Raw genomic sequence first — 23648 nt, forward strand, 5'->3', positions numbered from 1 at the left:
GATTATAGCCAGCCTCGAGCTGGCTTTTTTTTTCGCATAAATATAAACATTTTGTTTATTTTATTTCATTTTAGCGATTGACAACCATCATTAACGGGTTATTATTTATCTAAGATTAACCCATAAGGTTAACGCTCTTTAACAATACAGAATGGCTATCACACTCCTAAATTCTGTGAGCCGCAGAATGTCTTAGCTAACCCGTAGATTCGGAATGCAAGATTTGGACAGTGACAATATTACTCAATCTAGCTGTTTTAGCTGGATTTTTTTTCACGCCACAAACATAAACATTTTGTTTATCTAAAGGTGATTGAAATGGTATTTTTTATCGAAAATGGTTTTCATGTGTTTATCGTGCGTGGAAACAAGAAAGTATTTAGTAGTTTTAAAGACGGCATTAATTGGGCTTTTACCACCAGCCTAGCAATTCAAACCGACAAGGAATTTTCTAATGAGCAATCAAGAACAATTTGAAAAACGTAACCTCGCAAATATTGTTAGCGCGATCCTAATGGCTAACGATATTAACACCGCAGATAACCTGCACGCGCTTACCGACCACTTAAGCAAAGAGCGCATCAGCGAAGAAATGCAGCAATTTGAAAAGATTGCTTTTGACTTATCACTAAGCTCACTAGCAACACCAAACTTCATGCATTTACATGATAATGACATTATCAGTGCTTTTATCCATGTCATTAAAAATCCTGACCAGTTTCGCTCAAACGCAGACCGCAAACAGTATTTTAAGTCACTGTTATCATCTGAACCTGTAGATATAAGCGAACAGGTAGAACCTGATGTGATTACTCATGCCAATGAAGATAAACAAATCGGTTATGATGAAACTAAGGTTAATGACGAATGTTCCTTACACTTAGTACCTCCATACTTTGAACCTGGTCGTTATACCGATATTTCAAATGATGATTACCATTCATCAAACGGCATTAGCAGTACGATGTTGAAAGATGGTCGCATCAGCTTGATGTACTTCGAACGTCGTCACATCAGCAAGGTAATTCAGCGTGAACGTTCAGAAGCCTTAGACTTCGGTAGCTTGTTCCATACCTTAGTTTTAGAACCTGAGAAAGTTGAAGATGAATTTAGCCTAGCTCCTACTATTCCCGCTGGTGCGTTTACTAATACGGACTCAATTAAAGCCTTCATCCGTGAATATAACGCTGACAAGCCAAAGGCAGAGCAACTTAAGTTAACAGGCAAGAAAGAAGAGTTAGCAGCTTCCGTTAAAGCCGTTAAGCCTGACGCAGTGTTTGAAGATGATTTAATCAGTGCATGGCAAGCCGATGAATCGCGCATTCGCATTACAGGTGATCAGTACCGTTTGGGTAAAGCAATGCAGCAAGCTGTATTTGACCATCCAGAGGCTGGGAAACTGGTAACTCATCCTAACCGTGCGGTTGAAGTTAGTTATTACGGTATTGACGATGATACAGGCTTAGAAGTTCGCGTACGTCCTGACTTAGAGATCCAGTATGACGAAAACCTAAGAGTTGGTTTTGACCTTAAATCAGCTTCATTAGGTCGATACAAACAGGATGCGATCACCGCGATGATCCGCAAAGAAATCATTAACCGTGATTATCATGTCAGTGCCGCAATGTATTGTGATATCGCCATGCTAGACCAGTTTTTCTGGATATTCGTCAACAAAGACGAAAATTACCACTGGGTTGCAATCGTCGAAGCCTCGCCTGAACTGCTTGAACTTGGTCGCTTGGAGTACAAAAAGACGCTGCGCGATATCAATAACTCAATGAATACTGGCGTATGGCCTGCCCCAGTCACCGAAACGCTCACCATTAATCTTACTGACTTTGAAACACGCAAGTTAGAAGAACTTCAATTAGAAGCTTAATCAATTCTAGCGCCCTGCTTACTGCGTGGCGCTTATCAATTTAGAGGTAATCATCATGTCAGAAGTCGCTTTAAGCAACCAACAACAAACTGGTGTCATGAATAACATGTCACTTCTTTTTAATGCGGAAGCAATGAATTGTGTTATCCGTATTGCTGATTTAATGGCATCTGGTACCGCGACAGTGCCTAAACATTTACAGGGTAAGCCAGCTGATTGCTTGGCTATCACAATGCAAGCGTCTCGCTGGGGAATGGATCCATTTGTAGTAGGCCAAAAAACGCATTTAATTAACGGAACGCTAGGTTATGAAGCTCAGCTGGTCAACGCGGTGATCACCAGCTCAAACGTTGTTACAGGTCGTTTCCATTACGAATACGGCGGTGATTGGGAAAAGATTGTAGGCGTAAAAGAAAATCGTGACGAGTCTGGCTTATTCATTCGTGTTGGTGCAGTTCTCCGGGGTGAAACAGAAATTACATACGGTGAACCGGTTTACTTAGCCGATGTGCAAACACGTAACTCACCGCTATGGAAAACCATGCCTAAGCAACAAATTGCTTACTTAGCGGTTAAATACTGGTCCCGCCTGTATTGCCCTGAGGTGATCATGGGGGTTTATACGCCAGATGAACTTGAAGAGCGAACCATCAAAGATGTTACGCCACAAAAAGAGCGAGTAAGCCTCAATGAAATCACTCAGCAAAATGAGCCTGAACAGCATCACGAAGCCACCAGCGACGGAAATGATGTAATCACAGGTGAAATTGTTGATGATGGTTTTAACCCTGAATTACTACGCCAATCGATCACCGACGCTTCAACTCTGGATGAAGTTAAAGAAATTCGATTACAAATTGATGAGCTTAAATCATCACTTGGTACCGCACTTTTCACAGAGTTGAAAAACAAAGCGGTTCAGGCTTATCACCGCATCGATGCAAATAACAACCTTGAAGCGCAAATTAATAGCCTACCTGCTGGCGGTTCACCGGAAGCTAAAGCAGATTTCGATAAGGTTGTTCAATTCCTCAATGCCAATAAACGCAAGCTTGGCGATGAGTTATTCAATGCGTTCAGTATCACGCTGAATGACATGAAAGACGAATATCAATAATGGCTGACGGCGGGTTTATCCCGCCATTGGAGTTACTATGAATTTAGAAGCATTAAAAACATTAGACGATATTTGCACCCCGGAAGAAGTTAAAGCCAAAACAGGCGTCGGTAACTCAATCTTGAATAAACTGCACAAAGAAAAAATTCTTGAGAAAGTTTATCTATCTGAGCGCTCCTATGTTTATCGTCGTGATGAAGTTAACGCCTATATCACTAGCTGCTGGAATAACCCGGAAGCAGCGAAAGAAGATATTGATATGGCTTTTGTTAACAAGAACAACCCAAATCACTCTAAAGCATCTGATCACATCTCTAACTAACTACCCTTCCCTATGTGATTTAACCAAAGGATATAACCATGAAAACTCTACATGGACGCTGTATTCGTCGTTGGAAACTACGATTTAAAGATATTTGCGATTCAAAGGTTTCATCTTATTTCAGAAAGCGAGACTTAAAAGGATTTTGTCGTGAATCTGGCGTCATTACTGCCGATATGATGATTTTAAATATGGCTGAAGATAATGCCGCTGCTGATTTTCAGGGAGGTAAGTGCGGTTGGTCGCCTGAATGCTCAAAGTTCTTTGACGAGAACCGAGAAAAATATATGACCGAAGCTCGTTTATTTCTCAATGAAGAAGCTACCAACGACGAAATAGATGACTTAATCGAAGAAGAGATTTCAAACTGGAATTAACCAAAGGATATATTTGCAAGGATGCAAACAGGAGATAGATATGAAAACTTTCAAAAATGTTCCATGGGTTGGCTGTTGCACTAAGTGTGATGCAGAACAGGCAACGGTACAGACAGAAAAAGGCAATGAAGACTGGTTTTACGATGGTGACAAAGTCACTTGCGAAAACTGCGGTCACACTGGCGTTATTGAAGCAGATGGCGAGTGCGCTTGGTGCGTATGGGATGAGGTTGACGACTCGCAGGGATGCAATGAAGAGGAATGAATATGAAAGTCTATCTCGACGACGAGCGCCAAACGCCAGAGGGATTTGTTCGTGTTTACTGGCATGATGAAGCAATTAAATTGCTGGAAACTGGCAAGGTTGAGTTAATTAGCCTAGACCATGATTTAGGTGATGATGAGCGCGGCACAGGCTATGACGTTTTATTATGGATAGAAGAACAGGTTTATTTAAACGGATTTAAAGCGCCTGAAATCATTGTTCATTCATCTAATTCATCAGCACGTCATAAAATGGAATTGGCAATTGCAAATATTAAAAAGGTGGAGTGATGGATAAATCAAGGCAGCAATTTGAAAAAGAAATGGCTGAAACCATGGGTTTAGATATAAATGAAATCATCCGTCATAGAGAAGGAGATAAATACCAATCTCTTACTGTAAGTGTAGCGTGGCATTGGTGGCAAGTATCACGCGAGAGTTTAATTAATAACTTGGAGCCTGTCGGTTATGCAGCAGAAATTGATATTAGTGAAATTGAAATATACGGTCAGCTATTTTTAAATGAATACCCTACAGAAGAAACTAATATCCCACTCTACCGCTTAGATAAATAACCATGCAAATAATCGGATATGTATTACTCATGCTAATACAGGGTTCTGCTGTGCCTGTATCTGAGCAAATATACACACAGCAAGAATGCGAGAGTCGTGCGTGGCAGATAATGCAGGTGCGGAATGTTGAGATAGTTTGTGGCGAGGTGATTCGTGGAAGATAAAAGAAAGATGCTTAATGCATTATTCACGCGATTAAATTGGGATGCTCAAGATACTGGGATGATTCGATTGCGTAATGCTGAAATAGGCGGAAGGCTTCAAACAAGATGTACCGAATTATGGAAAGAGGTAATTAACGCTACTGAGCCAACTGAGGATTTAATTAACCGATTAACTGTATTTCACAGTGATGTTGAAAAAGCAGCTAAAGAAACTGGATTATACAAATGAATAAAACTCGTTGTGTATGGTGTAATAAGAAACTCAACAAAGAAGAGTTATTTTATTATGAATGCTCTTGTGAGAAATGCGAATATTATAGAGTTGCATTAAACAACAAAAATAAGTTTGATATTTTTGCTTTGAGAATTGCATTCTATTTTAGAAAGGTAATTAATATAATGTAGGTAACAATGAAAAAATACAGCCTTATTTATTGCGATCCACCTTGGCAATACAGCAATAAAGTTTCCAACGGTGCCGCAAATAACCACTACCAAACCACTAGCCTATTTGATTTAAAACACCTCCCAGTTCATACCATTGCCGCAGACAATGCAGTCCTTGCCATGTGGTATACAGGAAACTTTGTGCAAGAAGCATTTGAGCTTGCTAAAGCATGGGGCTTCACCGTACGCACATCAAAAGCATTCACATGGGTTAAGTTTAATTCACTAGCTCATGAGCGCTTCGATAAAGCCCTACAAAATGGCACTCTGTTTGATTGGCATGACATGCTTGATTTACTCAATGCCGAAACAAAAATGAACGGTGGAAACTACACCAGAGCAAATAGCGAGGATGTGTTAATCGCAACTCGTGGCAATGGTTTAGAGCGTATGAGCGCCAGCGTTAAGCAAATCGTATTTAGCTGTTTAGGTGAGCATAGCCAAAAGCCGTGGGAGGTTAAAAATAGGCTAGAACAATTATACGGTGATGTTAACCGCATAGAGTTATTTGCGCGTGATATATCACAAGGTTGGGATGCTTGGGGCAATGAATGCCCGAATAACAGCATCGAACTTACTGGGCCACAATTTAAACCTAAGGAGACCATCATTGATTGAATTTATTTTGATAGCGTACGCATGGATTGCAGGTTATGTATTTTCTGCAATTGGTACCGAAAACGATAGCCGCCCAGTAATTATTGAGCGGCTTTTTTATTCCGTATTTTGGCTGGTGGTTGGTGCATCAATGCTATCAACTTTACTGGCCACAAAAGTTTTAGGACCAGAAAAATAAACCTCTTAAATTTTACCCTTCTCTTTTCCTGTCCATTCATCAATCATATTAGCCCATTGCTGCAATAAATCACGCCTCTGTTCTGCGTATTCCGCTTTGTTATAAACAGCACGGACGCCCTTTTGCTCATGGGCTAAACACTTCTCTATCCAATCAGAATTAAAGCCTGCTTCATGTAACAGTGTGCTGGCTGTTCTTCGCATGTCATGTACTGTGACGTGCTCAAATTCAATACCTTTTTTGTTTATTTTTTTTACTACGCCTGTAATGACATTATTCAATGCAGCATTAGATAAATGCTTATTAATGTCATGCCTACCAGGTATTAAATATTCACTACCCATCGCACATGTTTTTAACCCTATTAAAATATCCATTGCCTGATCGGATAAATAAATGACGTGCGCCCTCCTTTTTTTCATCCTCTCTTTGGGAATTGTCCATTCTTTTGTTTCAAAGTTAATCTCATCCCATTTTGCTTTAATGAACTCACTCTTTCTTACAAGAGTAAAGAGAACAAACTTAACCCCTAATTTTAGAGTCGGGTAACAACTGTAATTTTCTAGTTCATTAAAAAAGATGCCGATTTCTTTTGGTGATAACGAACGTTCACGAGCTTCAAACGTGGCGATGGATGAGGCTTTAATACTATCGACCGGGTTTTTTATTTCATACCCACGATCAATAACATAATTAAAAACAGAACCAATAATTTCGCGGACCTGTAAAGCAGTCGCCCTTGCACCGCGATCCTTTATCTTTTCACACAGCGCCCTAACCTTTTGAGTGGTTATTTCTTCTAGCTGTAATTTTCCCAGCGTTGGGTATATTTCCTTGCGTACGATGGCTTCTTTCATCGCCCTGGTGCTGTTAGCAAATCGGGTATCTTCTAAATATTTGACGGTATAGTCTTGCAATACCGTTCCTGATCTTCGGCTATCAATACCGTCTCGCTTTTGTGAAGCCGGTGATACACCAGCATTTAGCATCTTTTTGGCTTCAATCAGCATTTCCCTTGCCTCAGCAAGAGTAATACCGTCATCACTGTAGCGTCCAAACGTTATCGTTTCTCTACGCCCGTTAAAGCGGTAATCATATCTAAATGAAATTGTTCCTGTTTTTGATACGGCGACATATAGACCATCACGATCGGTCACCTTATACAGCTTATTTTCGGGCTTTAAGCTCTTTAATTTTTTGTCGGTTAACACGTCGGTATTCCTTTGCACGATACCGTCTATTCTGTATTTTTTGTGACGGTATTAAGTTATAGATTTAGTCGTTTTAATTTCTGATACCGTCATATATACCGTCAAAATTACCTGCAATTGTCAATCGCTATCGATCGCTAAAAACAAAAAGGCACCAGTAAGTAACTGATGCCTTTAGTATTAATGATTTCTAAAAATCGCTATCGATTATCGTTAAATCATTCCCACTCAATGGTTGCTGGTGGCTTGCCGCTGATATCATACACTACGCGGGAAATGCCATTCACTTCATTGATAATACGGTTAGAAACACGACCTAAGAAATCATATGGCAGGTGTGCCCAATGTGCGGTCATAAAGTCGATGGTTTCTACTGCACGCAGAGAAACAACCCAGTCATATTTACGACCATCACCCATGACACCAACAGAACGAACAGGTAAGAATACCGTGAACGCTTGGCTCACTTTATTGTACAGATCTGCTTTATGCAGCTCTTCAATAAAGATAGCATCTGCACGACGCAGTAAGTCACAGTACTCTTTCTTCACTTCGCCCAGAACACGAACACCTAAACCTGGACCTGGGAATGGGTGACGATACAGCATGTCGTATGGCAGACCTAATTCCAGACCAATTTTACGTACTTCGTCTTTGAACAGCTCTTTTAGCGGCTCAACCAGACCCAGCTTCATATCTTCCGGTAAGCCACCTACGTTATGGTGAGATTTAATAACGTGCGCTTTACCTGTTGCTGAAGCCGCAGATTCGATAATATCTGGGTAGATAGTACCTTGAGCCAACCATTTGATATTTTGAAGCTTAGAAGACTCTTCATCGAACACTTCAATAAATACGTGACCAATCTTCTTACGCTTTTCCTCAGGATCAGAAATACCTGCTAGAGCATTCATAAAGCGGTCTTCTGCTTTTGCATGAATAATGTTCAGGTCAAATTTACCTTGGAACATTTCCATGACTTGCTCAGCTTCGTTTAAACGTAATAAACCGTTATCCACGAATACGCAAGTTAGGCGCTTACCGATAGCGCGGTGTAATAGCAGCGCAGTGACAGAAGAGTCCACACCACCAGACAGCGCTAACAGAACGTGGTCATCACCGATTTGTTCTTTTAAGCGAGCAACGGTATCTTCGATAATTGCCGCTGAAGTCCACAGCGCTTCACATTGGCACAGATCCAACACGAAACGTTTTAAAATATTCAAACCTTGGTGTGTATGGGTTACTTCAGGATGGAACTGAACACCATAGAAACGCTTTTCAACATCTGCCATGATGGCATATGGGCAGCTAGGCGTGCTGGCAATCGTTTTAAAGCTTGATGGGATTGCAGTCACTTTGTCGCCGTGGCTCATCCATACATCTAAAACTGGCTTACCATCTTCGTTAATTGCATCTTGGATATCACGGAACAGGTCGCAATCTTCAAGAATTTCAACATTTGCGTAACCAAATTCGCGCTCACCAGACACCTCAACGGCACCACCTAATTGCATAGACATGGTTTGCATGCCATAGCAGATACCTAATACAGGAACGCCTGCATTAAAAACATACTCTGGTGCACGTGGGCTGTCTGCTTCAGTGGTACTTTCTGGACCACCAGACAAGATAATGCCGTTAGGGTTGAACTCTCTAATTTGTTCTTCCGTGACGTCCCATGCCCACAGTTCACAGTAGACGCCAATTTCACGGATACGACGAGCAATCAGCTGAGTGTACTGAGAGCCAAAGTCAAGGATAAGAATGCGATGCTTATGGATATTTGTAGTCATTTGAGGAGAATTCCAACAATTCAAGTCAAAATAAAAGGCGGTGGCGCTACCACGATATCGCGCCACCCTGAAACTTTTTACTTACCGTTTTAAAGGGTAATTACTGCCCTAAACGATAGTTAGGAGACTCTTTCGTGATAGTCACATCATGAACGTGACTTTCTTGAATACCCGCACCACTGATACGAACGAATTCAGCTTTTGTTCTCAGCATATCGATAGTACCGCAGCCTGTCAGACCCATACATGAACGTAAACCGCCCATTTGTTGGTGAATGATCTCTTTTAGGCGACCTTTGTATGCCACACGACCTTCGATGCCTTCTGGTACCAGTTTGTCGGCTGCGTTATCTGATTGGAAATAACGGTCAGAAGAACCTTTAGACATCGCGCCCAGAGAGCCCATTCCACGGTATGCTTTATAGGTACGACCTTGGAACAAAATTGTTTCGCCCGGAGATTCTTCGGTACCTGCGAACATGGAACCCACCATGACACATGCTGCGCCCGCTGCGATAGCCTTAGAAATATCACCAGAGAAACGGATACCGCCATCTGCAATAACCGGAATACCAGTACCTTCTAATGCGCCCGCCGCTTCAGCGATCGCAGTGATTTGAGGCACACCAACACCGGTTACGATACGAGTCGTACAGATTGAACCTGGACCAATACCCACTTTTACTGCGCTAACGCCAGCATCAGCCAACGCTTTCGCACCTTCAGCCGTTGCAACGTTACCACCGATAATTTGTAAATCAGGGTATTTTTGACGTGTTTCACGAATGCGTTGTAAAACGCCTTCAGAATGACCGTGTGAAGAGTCAATCAGCAGGACATCCACACCCGCAGCAACCAAGGCATCAACGCGCTCTTCGTTGCCTGGACCTGCACCTACAGCCGCACCGACACGTAAGCGACCTTGTTCGTCTTTACATGCATTTGGTTTACGTTCTGCTTTTTGGAAATCTTTAACGGTGATCATACCTAACAGATGGAAGCTATCGTCGATCACTAAGGCTTTTTCAACACGTTGCTCATGCATTTTTTGTAATACAACTTCGCGTGCTTCGCCTTCTTTTACCGTCACTAAGCGCTCTTTTGGTGTCATCACTGCGGTAACTGGTTGGTCCAAATCTGTCACGAAACGCACGTCACGACCTGTAATAATACCGACTAAAGAATTATCTTTAGAGACAACAGGATAACCCGCAAAACCATTACGTTCGGCCAATTCTTGCACTTCACGGATCGTGGTTTCAGGGGTAACAGTGACAGGATCGGTAACCACGCCGCTTTCGTGTTTCTTCACGCGACGAACTTCTTCAGCTTGGCGCTCAATGGACATGTTTTTATGGATAAAACCAATACCACCTTCTTGAGCCAGTGCGATAGCCAGATCAGATTCGGTGACAGTATCCATCGCTGCGGAGAGCATAGGAATATTCAGGCGGATTTTTGCAGTCAGTTGAGTGGACAGATCTGCCGTGTTTGGCAGTACAGTTGAGTGTGCAGGAACGAGTAAAACATCGTCGAAAGTTAGTGCTTCTTTTTTAATGCGTAACATAGGCAATATCCCACCAGGCAGCGTTATGAAAGGTATAAAATATTGCCGCGGCATTATACACACCGTAATCGGTTGCTTCCAGCACTTTTTTCAAAAAAAACTTGATAAGTCCGGCGGCTGCGTTAGTATCAGTCAATTAAGTCATTGTTTTAAAATTTGATCTAGCTCACATGTCGACTCAACAAAATAGCGCAATTTATTCCGTCAGCAAGCTCAACCAAACGGTAAGAGAACTTCTTGATACTCAAATGGGCCGAATTTGGTTAACTGCCGAAATTTCCAATTTTTCGCAGCCCAGTTCAGGACATTGGTACCTGACTCTCAAAGATGATCGTGCACAAGTTCGCGCGGCAATGTTTCGTGGACAAAATACCCGCGTCACCTTTCGCCCGCAAAATGGGCAACAAGTTTTGGTTCGTGCGACCGTTACACTGTATGAACCACGCGGTGATTACCAACTGATTATCGAAAGCATGCAACCTGCGGGTGAAGGTCTTCTGCAACAGCGCTTTGAGCTACTCAAACAAACACTCAATGCTCAAGGCTTGTTTGATGTTATTCACAAACAAGCCTTACCGTCCCCGGCAAAACGGGTAGGTATCATCACCTCTGCAACCGGTGCGGCTTTACATGATATTTTGAATATTCTTCATCGTCGCGATCCGTCCCTCCCAGTGGTGATTTACCCAACCGCGGTTCAAGGGGATTTAGCGCCAGCACAAATCGCCAGAGCTATCGAACTGGCGAACTTACGTCATGAGTGCGATGTGTTAATTGTCGGTCGTGGTGGTGGTTCTCTGGAAGATTTATGGGCATTTAACGAAGAGATCGTTGCGAGAGCCATTTTTAATAGCCGATTACCAATTATTAGCGCCGTTGGTCATGAAACTGACGTCACTATTGCGGATTATGTTGCTGATGTTCGAGCGCCTACACCCTCCGCAGCAGCAGAGCTTGTCAGTCGTAATCAAACTGAAATGCTGCGCCAGCTAAAATCAGGGCAGCAACATCTCGAAATGGCGATGGATTATTACTTAGCGGCTCAGCAACAACGTTTTGCACGCTTGCAGCATCGCTTGCAACAACAACACCCTCAACTACGTCTTGCTCGGCAACAAAATCAAATTTCTGCTCTACGCCAAAAACTAACAAATGCCATCAATCGCCAACTACAATCATCAACCTTCAAGTTTGATAAAAACCAGCGTCGACTTATGCAAAATGACTTACGTCCTCAATTGCAGCGTCAACAGCGCCAATTGCAGCAAACCCAGTATCATTTGCAAAATATGTTGACCCACTTAGTTACCCGCTACCGCCAACGTTTCGCTGTCGCATGCTCAAAAATGGAGGCGGTTAGTCCTCTCGCCACACTCGCCCGCGGTTTTAGTATCAGTGAAACTCCCGAAGGTACCGTGTTGAAAAAGACCAGCCAAGTAAAATTAGGTCAACAACTCAAAACACGCTTGAATGATGGGTGGGTGGAAAGCCAAGTCACCAACATTCAAAAGGTTCGCACGAAAAAATCAACCAAATAGCTGTTTTATAAAATATATGGCACCATCCCGAATCGCATTATCCGCGGTTGGCATGATACGAGAGTAATGTAAAAAAGCATGTAATGTCCCTGAATACATTTTATATTCACATGGGACTTTATGTGCTTGAAACGTTTGAAATAATGTTTCGCTATCATCAATTAATGGGTCATATTGAGCACTTGCAATGAAACAAGGCGGTATACCTTGTGTTAGGTCATTATTAAATAAACAATAGTAAGGCTCTTCACGGCTACCTAAAGCGGTTAAATAAGCATTATCATATTCTTGGAGATCTTCTCGCCTTAACCCGTCCCATTCTCCTCCAAACAGGCGACGACTACGCGAGTCGTGTAACCCATATAATCCATACCACAGCAACACTGCACAAATATCACCACAGTAAATGTGTTTATCCCGTAACCATAATACCGTGGCAAGCGCTAGCATTGCGCCTGCTGAGTCTCCTGCGAATCCAATATGGTTCATATTGAGCGTGAATTTCTCAGCGTGCTGATAATAGAATTGACACACCGCGACCGCCTCTTCTATGGCTTGGGGATAATGCGCCTCTGGAGAAAGTGTATAATCGATGCCAATCACCGTACAACCTGTGTACAGTGCCAGTAAGCGCATAATACGATCATGCGTATCGAGATTACCGAGAATAAATCCACCACCGTGCAAGTAAAACAGTGTGGCAGACGTCTTTTCTATAGGGTGATAAATTCGCGTGACAACGTCACCTTTATCTGTTGGGACAAGATTATTTTTTATGCTAAATAATTCTGGTGAATTCGCATTCCAATAACGCCGATCCTCAATATAAGCAAGCCGCTGAGCCTCATAACTTCCATCATTGGGCCCAACAGGATCTTTCTGCGCATAATATGCAATCACTTTTTGCATCTCAAGAGAGATCAATTCGAGCACATTAATTTTATTGGTTATTTTCATTATGGTTCTCCTTGGATTTATTACCTTATTGTAATAAATCCAAGGAGATAAACTGCGAGAAGGGTATCCTATATTGAATGGCGTTTAAAGCGTGTGTCTATCAATCGTCGTTAGTGTGTAAGACTAAAAAGACTAAACGCCTTAATTATTTTACTGCTTAGTTAAAAACGCACTTGCCCACCAATCATATAACTACGCCCCCTTCCCGTTTCATTATTGCGACCTCGTTCCTCCATTACAGCACCTGAATTAGCACGGTTTAATACATCTGTGTAATTTTCGTTTGTGAGGTTATTAATCGCCATCATTAACTTGAAGTTTTTATTGATTTCATAATCTGCATATAGATCAACAATAGTAGGTTGCTTCTCATATTTTTCAGTCATCGCATCCCCATTTATATCTCCATCCGGAATTGGGCTAATGCGCTTAGAAGGTCCCGTCCATGTAATGGCTGAGCCGAGCGTCAGTTTTTCATCAAATAAACGCACGCCAGAATCTAAAGTCACATAATATTCAGGTAATTGGGTAAAGTCCCCTGCACTAAATACCGATGTACTGTTGATTGACACTGGTTGTTTGCCAGACTCTTGGGTGTAAGAAACCATGGAGTAAAATACCCCTGCATCGTAGTTTGCTTGTAGCTCATAACCGCGTAAATTAACATCACGGGGATCGTTCACATACATATCTGCGCGTTGGAAAATATCCGGATTTTCTTTATCCCACACATCATCATTAATTAAACACCAATCAAACTCTTCTTGAGAGTTTGCACGACATAGCAGGAAAGACTTACTCGTGATGTAGTCTTTGATATGTGTATGGAACCACAGCGCTTTCAGGTTGAACTGATCACCTTCTACAATTAAGTCTGGCTTAAAACTATTAAAACCTACCTGCCAAGTTTGCGACTTTTCTCCTTTTAGGAATGGATTCATACTCTGACCACCATTTTGAGAGAAAAAAGCTTCCTGAGAGTTTGGTGCTCTCATTGAGTGCGCATAACTCACAAAAGGTTGAAATTCAGGAATAATTTGAGCGGAAACTAACACTCCGGGGTTAATGCCACTTTCCCGTAGATTTAATGTACTCGCTTCTTGAGGGAAGCATTTTTCCGTTTCATCGCAAGCGGGTTTATACCCCTTAACTCGATAATTAAGGTAATTGAGGTCAAAGGTAGCCGTATAAATATCATACTGCGCTTCAAATTGGGTATACAAACTCGCAATATCTTGCGTACCGCTCGGAGAAAATGGGTTATAAATAACCGTATTTGGATCTTCCACTGGTTGCGTGATTTTTTGGTACTTAGTTTTCATTAGCTTCGAACCAAGCTGCCATTTGAAATCCATCTCACCATAAGAAAAACGGCTAGTATTGGAAATATTAATACTGTCTGATTTATTCTCTGACTCCGCATCCTTTAATGCACCACCAATAGGTTCGCCTTGGAATTTTTGCGTGTTAAACCCATGACTGGCGAGCACCTCAACATCTATCAATTCATTGATTGGCGTGTATTTATATTTCAGATAATAATCTTCGCTATTAATCTTACGGCTGGTTAGCTTATTTTGTAAAAATCGACCACTGAATTCGACTTCATGGCTATCATTCGGTTTATACTTTAATTTGGTTAATTGAGATTGCGGTTTTTGTTTAAATGTCGGGTCTGTTGCAAATTCATCTGTATCAAAACCATCCCCGTTTTTATAACTTCCAGGAATATTATGTCCACTCACTGCAATTAAACCACCGAAATACCCTTCGCCATCGTTTAATAAGGATTTTCCTGCAACAGAAACCATCCCATTATATCCGAGCCCATTATCACCCCAACTCCCCTTACTGCGCACTCCCCATAAATTATCCTTAAAAATAACGTCATCAATGGATAAGGTTCGGAAATTGGCACTACCCGCTAAGGCGTTGACACTATTACTGCCGTTGAGTTGCCCTTTCTCTACCTCAACAGACACAATAAAGTTAGGGTCAATCAGTGAGCCAAAATCATTACTTGGCTGCATCCCGTGAGTATATTTACTGGGTGATATTCCGTAGTAGCTTTGCGTGACGCCATCCACCATCATATTCACGCGGCCAAAGCCACTGAGACCACGGATATTCACATTGATGGTGCCTTGGCTTGCGTCCATTTGAGTGTAAGTTCCCGGCATAGAGCGGATAATTTTATCCATAGACTGAAGTTTATTTTCAGTACCTACCGCGCTATATGCCCCTGGTTTTTCTAATGCTTTCACCAGCGGCGTTTGTTTTTGTGCGCCAGAGACTTTTAATTGGCTAAAATTAACCACATCATCCTGCTGCTGATTTGTCTGCTGTGTATTTTCAGCCAAAGCGAACCCTTGGAAGCCAGTGGAAATAGTCCCAGCTACCATGATTATTATTTTATTATTCATTAAACCATTCCTGTAAACGTACTAATAAAACAGTCGCTCACATTGCAAACGCAGAATAAATGTCATTTCTGCGAATAGGATTAGTTGTCGGTTTTAATAACCATACAACTAATCCTAGATAACCTTATATTGGCTACTTATTATTTATACTCTGGAAAATATGTTTCTTTGTTTTCTAACATCAGAATAAAACTGTATTCCCTTGCAATATCATCTAATGCATTAAAACGACCTGATTTTCCGCCATGCCCTGCATTCATATTGGTTTCTAATAACAATAGTGAATTGCCCTGTTTAAGATCGCGTAATTTCGCAACCCATTTAGCAGGTTCCCAGTACTGCACTTGTGAGTCATGCAACCCTGTAGTGACTAGAATATGAGGGTAATGCTGCGCTTTAATATTGTCATACGGGCTATAGGCTTTAATTCGCCAGTAATCCTCTTCATTTTCAGGATTACCCCACTCGTCATATTCCCCTGTTGTCAGTGGAATTGAAGGGTCAAGCATGGTGGTGACCACATCAACAAATGGTACGGCAGATACTACGCCTTCATATAGGTCAGGTGCCATATTAACAACAGCCCCCATTAATAGACCACCGGCACTGCCTCCCATGGCATAGACATGACCTTTTTTCCCATAACCTTGCGCCAATAATGCGTGGGTAACATCAATAAAGTCCGTAAAGGTATTCATTTTATGGACGGTTTTACCTTGAATGTACCAATTTTTACCCAGATCGCCGCCGCCACGAATATGGGCGATAGCATACACAAATCCGCGATCAAGCAAGGACAATCGAGAAGAACTAAATGATGGGTCGATGCCGTATCCATACGCTCCGTAGCCATAGACTAACAGCGGGTTTTTACCCTGTTTGAAGCTATCTTTGCGATAAACCAATGAAACAGGCACTTTCACACCATCTCGCGCCGTAATCCAAATTCGTTCACTTTGGTAATTTTCTTTGTTGAAGTCTTTTACTTCTTCTTGTTTTAATAGCTGTTTCTCTTGCGTTAGCATATTAATTTCATACACAGAAGAAGGTGTCGTCATCGAGGAGTAGCCGTAGCGTAATTTATCGGTATCTGGCTCAGGGTTATTGCCAATCCACGCCATATAAGCGGGATCCTCAAAACTGACAGCATGCTCTTTTTGAGTTAACCAGCTAATTTGGCGAATATTAACGAGACCATTTTGACGTTCTTCAATGACTAGCCAATTATTGAATAAGGCAAAATCCTCAAGATCAACATTGTCGCGTGGCGCAATATAACTGACCCACGGAGCTGCTGCATTATCTGCAATGTACAAACCAAATAATGGATGCTGATGATTTGAGCGAATATAAAATTTTCCATTAAAATGGTCAGGATAATATTCCACACCCGTTTTACGTGGTTGTAGAACTATTGCATCATGTTGCGGCTGATTTGCATCAAGAAGACGGTATTCAGACGTTTCAGTACTGGTAATCCCAATTAAAATATAATCTTTGGAAGTCGATTTCGCTAAGCTAACGTAGTAAGTATCATCTTTCTCTTCATACACGAGCTTATCAGCCGATTGCAAAGTCCCATATTGATGCTTAACTACTTGATAAGGAAGCAATGTTTTTTTGTCTTTGTTGACGTAAAACAACGTGTGATTATCATTCGCCCAAACGATATTGCCTGACGTATTTGTCAGCACATTTTCTTGCCACGTGGAGTCATCAATTTTACGAAATGAGACAGCATAATCGTTACGACCTTGGCGGTCTTCCGCAATCGCAATCGTTGTATTATCCGGTGATATCGCTAATGCCCCCATCCGGTAATATTCAACGCCTTCTGCGCGTTGGTTACCATCAACTAATACCGTCCATTCATCATTACTATTAATTGGGCGTCTTTCATAGATTGAGTAATTTTTCCCTGCCACGACACGAGAGCGGTACGTATAACCATTGTAGTTGTAGGGTACAGATTCATCATCCTGCTTCACTCGGGATAATAATTCATCGTAAATTTGTTGTTTTAATGGCTCACCCCGCTCAAGTTGTTGCGCGGTATAGGCATTTTCTTGATTCAAATATTCAATAATTTCTGGAGCTTCACGGTTATCATCTCTTAACCAATAATAGTTATCGACACGTTCGTCACCATGAATTGTCATAACATGGGGCTGTTTTTTCGCTATTGGTGCTAGCATTTTATCCTCCGCAGCGCTGCTGGCTGCATATAACCCAAGTAGTGTGACCACGCAAAATGTGGTGATTCTATTATGCATAGTGAATCCAATCTATTTATCATTAAGTGTAAAATCAATAGGTAACCTGACAGTTATCCGCCCATTGTTTAATATCTTCGTCGGAGGCTCGGGTAACGGCGCGGCACGCGATAAAACTTGCAGGGCTTCTTTGTCTAAAGAGCGCGTACCTGATGAGCCCACTAAACTGCTATCAAGTAAAAAGCCTTGGCTATCCACCGTAAACATCACCACAGGTTTGCCGATACGATTGCGTTTGCTCGCATCTTCTGGGTAGCGCTTATATTTATTCAATTTTCCCAGCACGATGGCTTCCCATTGCTTCTGAAGGCTATCATTTGCATCTGATTGGCTATTCAGTTCCGCTGCAATTTTTTGACTTAGTATCGGTGCGGCGGCATCACTGGTCGCAGGTGCATCGCTGGCTTTCGAATCGGTGGTTTGCACTTTTTTAACTTGCTTCTGTTCCTGTTTCTGTTTTTTCGGCTCAGGCTTCGTTTTTTTGGCTTCAGCCTTAATGAGTTGCACTTCAGCTTGTTCATTAACGGGCAAAGCAGGGATCGCGATATCTTCCGATGGTGCCTTGTGAGATTCACTCGCGACGGCAAGCTCTTGCGTTTTTCCAATATTCACTTCCGTTAACTGTTTAGCTTGAGCTTCGATAGACAACTCCATCACCACAGACGGTGGCGGCAGTGAGTCTTCCCATCGTTCATTATGCGTTGTCCAAATAAAAATCCCCACAATAGCAACGTGTAAAACGACTGCTAAAGCCAGCCATCCGCCCATTTTGGTGGTTCTACTGACATACCCACTTTCAAACGTTATTGTGCTCATATTCATCTTACGTGCTTTTATAGAGTTGCAAATGATAATTAATAACGAATGCAAATGGAAATTATTTGCAAATAAATATGATGATTACTTCACAAAATTAACGATTTTAAATCATCATATTAGTGACTATTGGTGATTATTTCGGCGTATACCACACATAATCCGCATGTAGGTTGTCGATTTCTTCACCTACCTCAGAAATAATCAATACTTTCAATGGTTCATTAGGTGCAAGGTCGAGTACATGTAATGGAACACCAATTGCTCGTGTTGCATGATATCCCCCAGCAAAAAGAACCGCTGGAGCAGGTGCATCCAATAACCCTTGAGCCATTGCCCTATCTCTTAGCTGTTGGATATTCATCATTTTGTTAGATTGAATATCATCCAATTCACCATTGTGTGAGCGTTTAATGGTTTCATTGATTAATGCTTGAATAACAGGTTGTGTTGAGTGCTTTCCTGTCAGCTTAGGCGGGTTATTGTAAGCTTCCATAACGGCATCTCGATTAATATTTGCCGCTAACACTGGGTATGGCTGAGCTAACAAATACTTCACTAAATTCCCATATTGTGCCCATGGCCAACCTGTATTCCAATGCAACACTTCTTGTAATTTTTCGTCTCGAATATAAGGATTGCCTTGCATTTGTTTCTGGACATTGGCGACCTTACTTTGTTGATTGGGAGTAAGCATCTCTAGCAATACCGCCCCTTGCGGGCGTATCTGTTGCATTTCTTGTGCCACCCACTGCTCAATTTGATGATGATAAATATTATCGTGTTTTTCCCCAACAATGACCCGTGGGGATGCCGCAAGTTGTTGGATTAATTGCTGTGGTGTGATGGATTTACCGGAATCCAAATCAATGATTTTACCAACTTGAGTTAATTGAGGGTCCAACTGTGTGGCAGGTTTTGGCGTTTGAGAGGTACATCCTAGCTGTGTGAAACTCAAAACGAAAAGCATTCCTAAGCTCAGGAGTGATGACTTTTTCGTTAAATAATTCAAAGAACGTGCTGATATCATTATCTTTTCCATATAGTGACTTTGAAGTCATTCAAAATACAGATAATGATAATCATTTTCAAATAAAAAAGACTCCCATTAACAAGAATGGAAGTCTTTCTGGGGAACTCGATAATTAATCAATCATTCGATAAATTATTATCAATGCAATAATTACAGTGGGTTTGTTTGAGCTTCCACTGCTGCTAATGCCACCATGTTCACTATGCGGCGAACTGAGGCAATTGGTGTTAAAACATGGACGGGTTTAGCAACACCCATTAATACTGGACCTACCGTCACACCATCAGAGCTGGTCACGCGCAGTAAGTTATAACTAATACGTGCAGCTTCCATGTTTGGCATAATTAATAAGTTTGCAGAACCTTTCAATGGGCTATCTGGCATCACATCTTTACGAATTGATTCAATTAATGCCGCATCTGCATGCATTTCACCATCAATTTCTAAGTTTGGTTCACGGGCTCTCACTAACGCTAGCGTATCACGCATTTTCTGTGCCGATGAGCAATCTGAAGACCCAAAACTTGAACGGGATAACAACGCAACTTTTGGCTCAATACCAAATCGACGAACAGTATCCGCCGCCATTAACGTGATTTCCGCTAACTCTTCAGGGGTTGGATCTTCGTTCACATAGGTGTCGGCAATGAACGTATTACCCGTTGGTAATAACAAAGCGTTCATTGCGCCCGCAGCGTGAGCCCCCTCACGGAAACCAAACAGGTCTTTAACCACTTGGTAATGTTCACTGTAGCTACCGATTGAACCACAGATCATGCCATCTGCTTCACCTCGCAGTACCATGATACCGCCGATAATGGTTGGGTTCGCAATCAAGGCACGACGCGCCATTTCTTGGGAGATACCACGACGCTTCATGATCTGATAATATTCTTGCCAGTATTCTTTAAAGCGTGGGTCATTTTCGTTGTTGACCACTTCAAAGTCTTTGCCCAGCTCGATATGTAATCCTAGTTTTTGGATACGCATCTCAATCACGCTTGGACGCCCAACCAGAATTGGGAAAGCTAAACCAAGAGAAACTAACTCTTGAGTTGCATGTAAAACACGCTCTTCTTCCCCTTCCGCTAAAACAATGCGTTTTAACTCTTTTTTCGCTTGAGAGAAAATAGGCTTCATAAATAAGTTTGTTTTATGCACAAACTGATTCAATTTTTCAACATATGCATCCATATCCGTAATTGGACGCGTTGCGACACCCGATTCCATCGCCGCTTTCGCAACGGCTGGCGCAATTTTGACAATCAGACGTGGGTCAAACGGCTTAGGAATAATGTATTCTGGGCCGAAAAACAGATCTTGGTTGCCATATGCTGAAGCCACTTCTTCGCTTTGCTCCGCCAGCGCTAAGTCCGCAATAGCATATACACACGCCAGTTTCATCTCTTCGTTAATGGTGGTCGCACCCACATCCAAAGCACCACGGAAGATGAATGGGAAACACAGCACGTTGTTAACTTGGTTCGGGTAGTCTGAACGTCCCGTGCAGATAATCGCATCAGGGCGAACTTCTTTCGCCAGTGGTGGCAAAATCTCAGGTTCAGGGTTTGCCAAGGCTAAAATCAGCGGGTCTTTTGCCATGGTTTTAACCATTTCTGGTGTTAATAGTCGAGGACCAGAACAACCGAGGAAAATATCCGCGTCAGGAATCGCATCCGCTAATGTACGCTGTCCATTATCTTCAATGGCATAAGCAGCTTTAGTCGCATCCATTCGCTCATCACGACCTTTATAAATGACCCCTTTTGAGTCACAAACGGTGATGTTTTCACGTTTTAATCCTAATGCAACTAATAAGTTCATGCAGGCAATCGAGGCCGCACCCGCACCGGATACCACTAAACGAACATCGCCAATTTCTTTTTTCACAATACGCAGACCATTGATCACCGCTGCCGTACAGATAATCGCGGTACCGTGTTGGTCATCATGGAACACAGGAATATTCATGCGTTCACGTAATTTTTGCTCAATATAAAAACACTCTGGTGCTTTAATATCTTCGAGGTTGATACCGCCAAAGGTCGGTTCTAACGACGCAATAATATCGATGAGTTTGTCTGGATCGGTTTCATCCACTTCAATATCGAAAACATCAACGCCCGAGAATTTCTTAAATAAAACGCCTTTCCCTTCCATAACAGGCTTACCGGCCAATGCACCGATATTCCCTAAACCCAGTACTGCTGTACCGTTAGAGATAACCCCTACAAGGTTACCTTTTGCTGTATAGCGGTACGCTTTCAGTGGATCATCCGCAATTTCCAAGCATGGCACGGCTACCCCTGGAGAGTAGGCTAATGCGAGGTCGCGTTGGGTTACTAATGGTTTGGTTGGTGTGACAGTAATTTTCCCAGGATGAGGAAACTCATGAAAATCGAGAGCACTTTGTTTTAATTTATCATCCATCATCAAGTCCTTTCAAAATTTGGTAAGGTAAGAGCCTTCACAGTATAAACACATCTTGTTAGCAAATCATGATCGTGCCTATGATTTCCAGAAAAATCTTTCAGTTACAAGAAATCTACACGGATTTACCACAAAATGACAATGGAGTATTTTTAGGCATACACAATATTGTTATTATTTTTATTCATATCATTTTTTAAATACCTTTAATTTTTTTCAATCTTAGTTATTATTTTTTTGAAATTAATGTATTATTCCAAAGCTTGTTTCTATTTGACCTTAAATATATCCAGCTCCATAAATTTCGCTTCCATTATTCATGCTTTCACAAAGCTAATTAATTCATCAATTAAGAATAATGATTTCATGTAATCTTGAATATATTGTATTTTAACTATATTAAACCTAGTTAATCGAATAAGTTGTAAGACATAAAAAAGGAACCCACTATGTCTAATCACACGGTTATGATTATCGATGAACATCCTATTTTTCGCTTTGGGTTATCTCATTTATTAGAATCAAAAGCTGAATTTAAAATCACAGCTGAAGTTTCTAATAGCAAAGAAGCCTTAAACATTGCCACCACTAAACAACCCAATATGATACTGATCGACACTATCTTGCAGGGTAATAAAACATTCGAGACTATCCGATTACTGCGCAAACATTGCATTAATAGCTACCTCCTTGTGCTTTCCTTCTCAACAATGAAAACGGATATATATGCCGCCATTGATGCCGGTGCTCAGGGTTACCTTCTAAAGAATAGTGAGCTAGACATGCTACTCAATAGCCTGAAAAAAGCGATGGAAGGACATCATGTATTCAGCGAAAAAGTTTATCAGCATCTTATTACACGCCATCAAACTAAAGATCCTCTATCCACATTAACTCGTCGTGAATGCGAAATACTACATGAAATGGCTGCTGGATTAAAAAATAAAGAAATATCTCAATTATTATTTATTTCAGAGGAAACCGTTAAAGTTCACATTCGAAATGTTTTAAAGAAATTACGGGTTCGCTCTCGCTTAGAAGCCAGTTTAATATACATGCGTTCAAAATAATTTAATCTGATTTAATTTAATTAACGTAAGTTATCTGAATTAATTATTTTATTATCTATTTATAAAATTATGAATATTAACTCTGCCTTAGTTACTATTAAATCGTTTTTTATATTAATAAATCTTTTCGATTCAAAGGGGTAGACCACAATTGTATTTTCCCTCATTATGTATGGCATAACATTGTTCGCCATCAGAGGAAAATCATATGTCCAATACCCCTGTGCCCCCTTATACCATGTATGGGATTAAAAACTGCGATACCATTAAAAAAGCACGCCGTTACTTAGACGATAATGCAATCGGCTACCAATTCCATGACTATCGCGTTGATGGCATCACAGATGAGCTTCTCTCCACATTTTTACAGCATATCGATTGGGAAACGCTTGTGAACAAACGAGGTACCACTTGGCGTAAACTGAGCGATGAAGAAAAAAATGCCGTTATTGATGCAGACAGCGCCAAGAAAGCACTACTCGCTGAACCAGCAATGATCAAGCGCCCTATCCTTATCTCCGCTGACCACCGTTACCTTGTCGGATTCAATGCTGACGAATACCAATCATTCACACGATAAAAGGTGACTC

The 23648-nt window shown here is 41.5% G+C and carries 23 protein-coding genes; 14 read left to right on the top strand and 9 right to left on the bottom strand.

The window, feature by feature from the left end; genetic code table 11:
• The first annotated feature begins 318 nt into the window (after nucleotides 1-318).
• From PROVALCAL_RS19750 to PROVALCAL_RS08840, 11 genes are all read left to right on the top strand, one after another.
• Entirely contained in the window at nucleotides 319-477 is a 159-nt protein-coding gene (locus PROVALCAL_RS19750) for a hypothetical protein (protein ID WP_006658850.1), read from the top strand.
• Complete coding sequence (locus PROVALCAL_RS08790; protein ID WP_006658851.1) at nucleotides 455-1882, top strand: PD-(D/E)XK nuclease-like domain-containing protein; 1428 nt, start codon at nucleotides 455-457, stop codon at nucleotides 1880-1882. Before PROVALCAL_RS19750 ends, PROVALCAL_RS08790 begins: the two co-directional genes overlap by 23 nt.
• Nucleotides 1883-1937: 55 nt before the next feature.
• Nucleotides 1938-2999 carry a RecT family recombinase gene (locus PROVALCAL_RS08795; protein WP_039861808.1) on the top strand — a complete coding sequence of 354 codons (1062 nt, stop codon included), beginning with the start codon at nucleotides 1938-1940 and terminating at the stop codon, nucleotides 2997-2999.
• 37 nt (nucleotides 3000-3036) lie between these two features.
• Entirely contained in the window at nucleotides 3037-3321 is a 285-nt protein-coding gene (locus PROVALCAL_RS08800; RefSeq protein WP_006658853.1) for a hypothetical protein, read from the top strand.
• A gap of 38 nt (nucleotides 3322-3359) precedes the next feature.
• A complete protein-coding gene (locus tag PROVALCAL_RS08805) occupies nucleotides 3360-3698 on the top strand; it encodes a hypothetical protein (RefSeq protein ID WP_006658854.1) in 339 nt (112 codons plus the stop codon).
• A 40-nt stretch (nucleotides 3699-3738) separates the two neighbouring features.
• Complete coding sequence (locus PROVALCAL_RS08810; protein WP_039861809.1) at nucleotides 3739-3963, top strand: hypothetical protein; 225 nt, start codon at nucleotides 3739-3741, stop codon at nucleotides 3961-3963.
• Nucleotides 3964-3965: 2 nt separating this feature from the next.
• Nucleotides 3966-4253, top strand: coding sequence for a cyclic-phosphate processing receiver domain-containing protein (locus PROVALCAL_RS08815; protein WP_039861810.1), 288 nt, complete (start codon nucleotides 3966-3968; stop codon nucleotides 4251-4253).
• Nucleotides 4253-4537: a hypothetical protein gene (locus tag PROVALCAL_RS08820; protein ID WP_006658857.1), complete on the top strand. Its 285-nt coding sequence runs from the start codon at nucleotides 4253-4255 to the stop codon at nucleotides 4535-4537. The genes PROVALCAL_RS08815 and PROVALCAL_RS08820 overlap by 1 nt, the downstream gene beginning before the upstream one ends.
• 153 nt (nucleotides 4538-4690) lie before the next feature.
• Nucleotides 4691-4930, top strand: a complete 240-nt coding sequence (locus tag PROVALCAL_RS08825) for a hypothetical protein (RefSeq protein WP_006658859.1) — start codon at nucleotides 4691-4693, stop codon at nucleotides 4928-4930.
• Nucleotides 4931-5112: 182 nt separating this feature from the next.
• Nucleotides 5113-5766, top strand: coding sequence for an MT-A70 family methyltransferase (locus PROVALCAL_RS08835; protein ID WP_006658861.1), 654 nt, complete (start codon nucleotides 5113-5115; stop codon nucleotides 5764-5766).
• A complete protein-coding gene (locus PROVALCAL_RS08840) occupies nucleotides 5759-5944 on the top strand; it encodes a hypothetical protein (protein ID WP_006658862.1) in 186 nt (61 codons plus the stop codon). Before PROVALCAL_RS08835 ends, PROVALCAL_RS08840 begins: the two co-directional genes overlap by 8 nt.
• 5 nt (nucleotides 5945-5949) lie before the next feature.
• Here PROVALCAL_RS08840 and PROVALCAL_RS08845 read toward each other — a convergent pair whose 3' ends face one another.
• From PROVALCAL_RS08845 to guaB, 3 genes are all read right to left on the bottom strand, one after another.
• A complete protein-coding gene (locus PROVALCAL_RS08845) occupies nucleotides 5950-7155 on the bottom strand; it encodes a tyrosine-type recombinase/integrase (RefSeq protein WP_039861811.1) in 1206 nt (401 codons plus the stop codon).
• A gap of 218 nt (nucleotides 7156-7373) precedes the next feature.
• On the bottom strand, nucleotides 7374-8951 hold the full coding sequence (gene guaA, locus PROVALCAL_RS08850) for a glutamine-hydrolyzing GMP synthase (protein ID WP_006658864.1): 1578 nt from the start codon (nucleotides 8949-8951) through the stop codon (nucleotides 7374-7376).
• Between the two features lie 100 nt (nucleotides 8952-9051).
• Nucleotides 9052-10518 (bottom strand): IMP dehydrogenase, encoded by a 1467-nt coding sequence (gene guaB, locus PROVALCAL_RS08855; RefSeq protein ID WP_006658865.1) that lies wholly within the window; start codon nucleotides 10516-10518, stop codon nucleotides 9052-9054.
• A 170-nt stretch (nucleotides 10519-10688) separates the two neighbouring features.
• On the opposite strand from guaB, the gene xseA reads away from it, so the two are divergent.
• The gene (xseA, locus tag PROVALCAL_RS08860) at nucleotides 10689-12056 is read left to right on the top strand and encodes an exodeoxyribonuclease VII large subunit (RefSeq protein ID WP_006658867.1); all 1368 of its coding nucleotides are present in this window, start codon (nucleotides 10689-10691) and stop codon (nucleotides 12054-12056) included.
• On the opposite strand, the gene aes is transcribed toward xseA, so the two are convergent.
• From aes to maeB, 6 genes are all read right to left on the bottom strand, one after another.
• On the bottom strand, nucleotides 12045-13013 hold the full coding sequence (aes, locus tag PROVALCAL_RS08865) for an acetyl esterase (RefSeq protein ID WP_006658868.1): 969 nt from the start codon (nucleotides 13011-13013) through the stop codon (nucleotides 12045-12047). The two genes, xseA and aes, sit on opposite strands and share 12 nt — an antisense overlap.
• 161 nt (nucleotides 13014-13174) lie before the next feature.
• A complete protein-coding gene (locus tag PROVALCAL_RS08870) occupies nucleotides 13175-15436 on the bottom strand; it encodes a TonB-dependent receptor domain-containing protein (RefSeq protein ID WP_006658869.1) in 2262 nt (753 codons plus the stop codon).
• A gap of 140 nt (nucleotides 15437-15576) precedes the next feature.
• On the bottom strand, nucleotides 15577-17709 hold the full coding sequence (locus PROVALCAL_RS08875; protein ID WP_006658870.1) for a S9 family peptidase: 2133 nt from the start codon (nucleotides 17707-17709) through the stop codon (nucleotides 15577-15579).
• A gap of 12 nt (nucleotides 17710-17721) precedes the next feature.
• Nucleotides 17722-18525, bottom strand: a complete 804-nt coding sequence (locus PROVALCAL_RS08880; RefSeq protein ID WP_039861831.1) for an energy transducer TonB family protein — start codon at nucleotides 18523-18525, stop codon at nucleotides 17722-17724.
• A 136-nt stretch (nucleotides 18526-18661) separates the two neighbouring features.
• Nucleotides 18662-19555, bottom strand: coding sequence for a ChaN family lipoprotein (locus PROVALCAL_RS08885; RefSeq protein WP_006661617.1), 894 nt, complete (start codon nucleotides 19553-19555; stop codon nucleotides 18662-18664).
• Between the two features lie 153 nt (nucleotides 19556-19708).
• The gene (gene maeB / locus PROVALCAL_RS08890) at nucleotides 19709-21988 is read right to left on the bottom strand and encodes an NADP-dependent oxaloacetate-decarboxylating malate dehydrogenase (protein WP_006661616.1); all 2280 of its coding nucleotides are present in this window, start codon (nucleotides 21986-21988) and stop codon (nucleotides 19709-19711) included.
• A 449-nt stretch (nucleotides 21989-22437) separates the two neighbouring features.
• Between maeB and PROVALCAL_RS08895 the strand changes: the two genes are divergently transcribed.
• Nucleotides 22438-23058 carry a LuxR C-terminal-related transcriptional regulator gene (locus tag PROVALCAL_RS08895; protein WP_006658874.1) on the top strand — a complete coding sequence of 207 codons (621 nt, stop codon included), beginning with the start codon at nucleotides 22438-22440 and terminating at the stop codon, nucleotides 23056-23058.
• Between the two features lie 238 nt (nucleotides 23059-23296).
• On the top strand, nucleotides 23297-23638 hold the full coding sequence (locus PROVALCAL_RS08900; protein ID WP_006658875.1) for an ArsC family reductase: 342 nt from the start codon (nucleotides 23297-23299) through the stop codon (nucleotides 23636-23638).
• Nucleotides 23639-23648 lie beyond the last annotated feature (10 nt).

Origin of the sequence: Providencia alcalifaciens DSM 30120 (assembly GCF_000173415.1) — a bacterium.
GTDB classification, from domain to species: Bacteria; Pseudomonadota; Gammaproteobacteria; order Enterobacterales; family Enterobacteriaceae; genus Providencia; species Providencia alcalifaciens.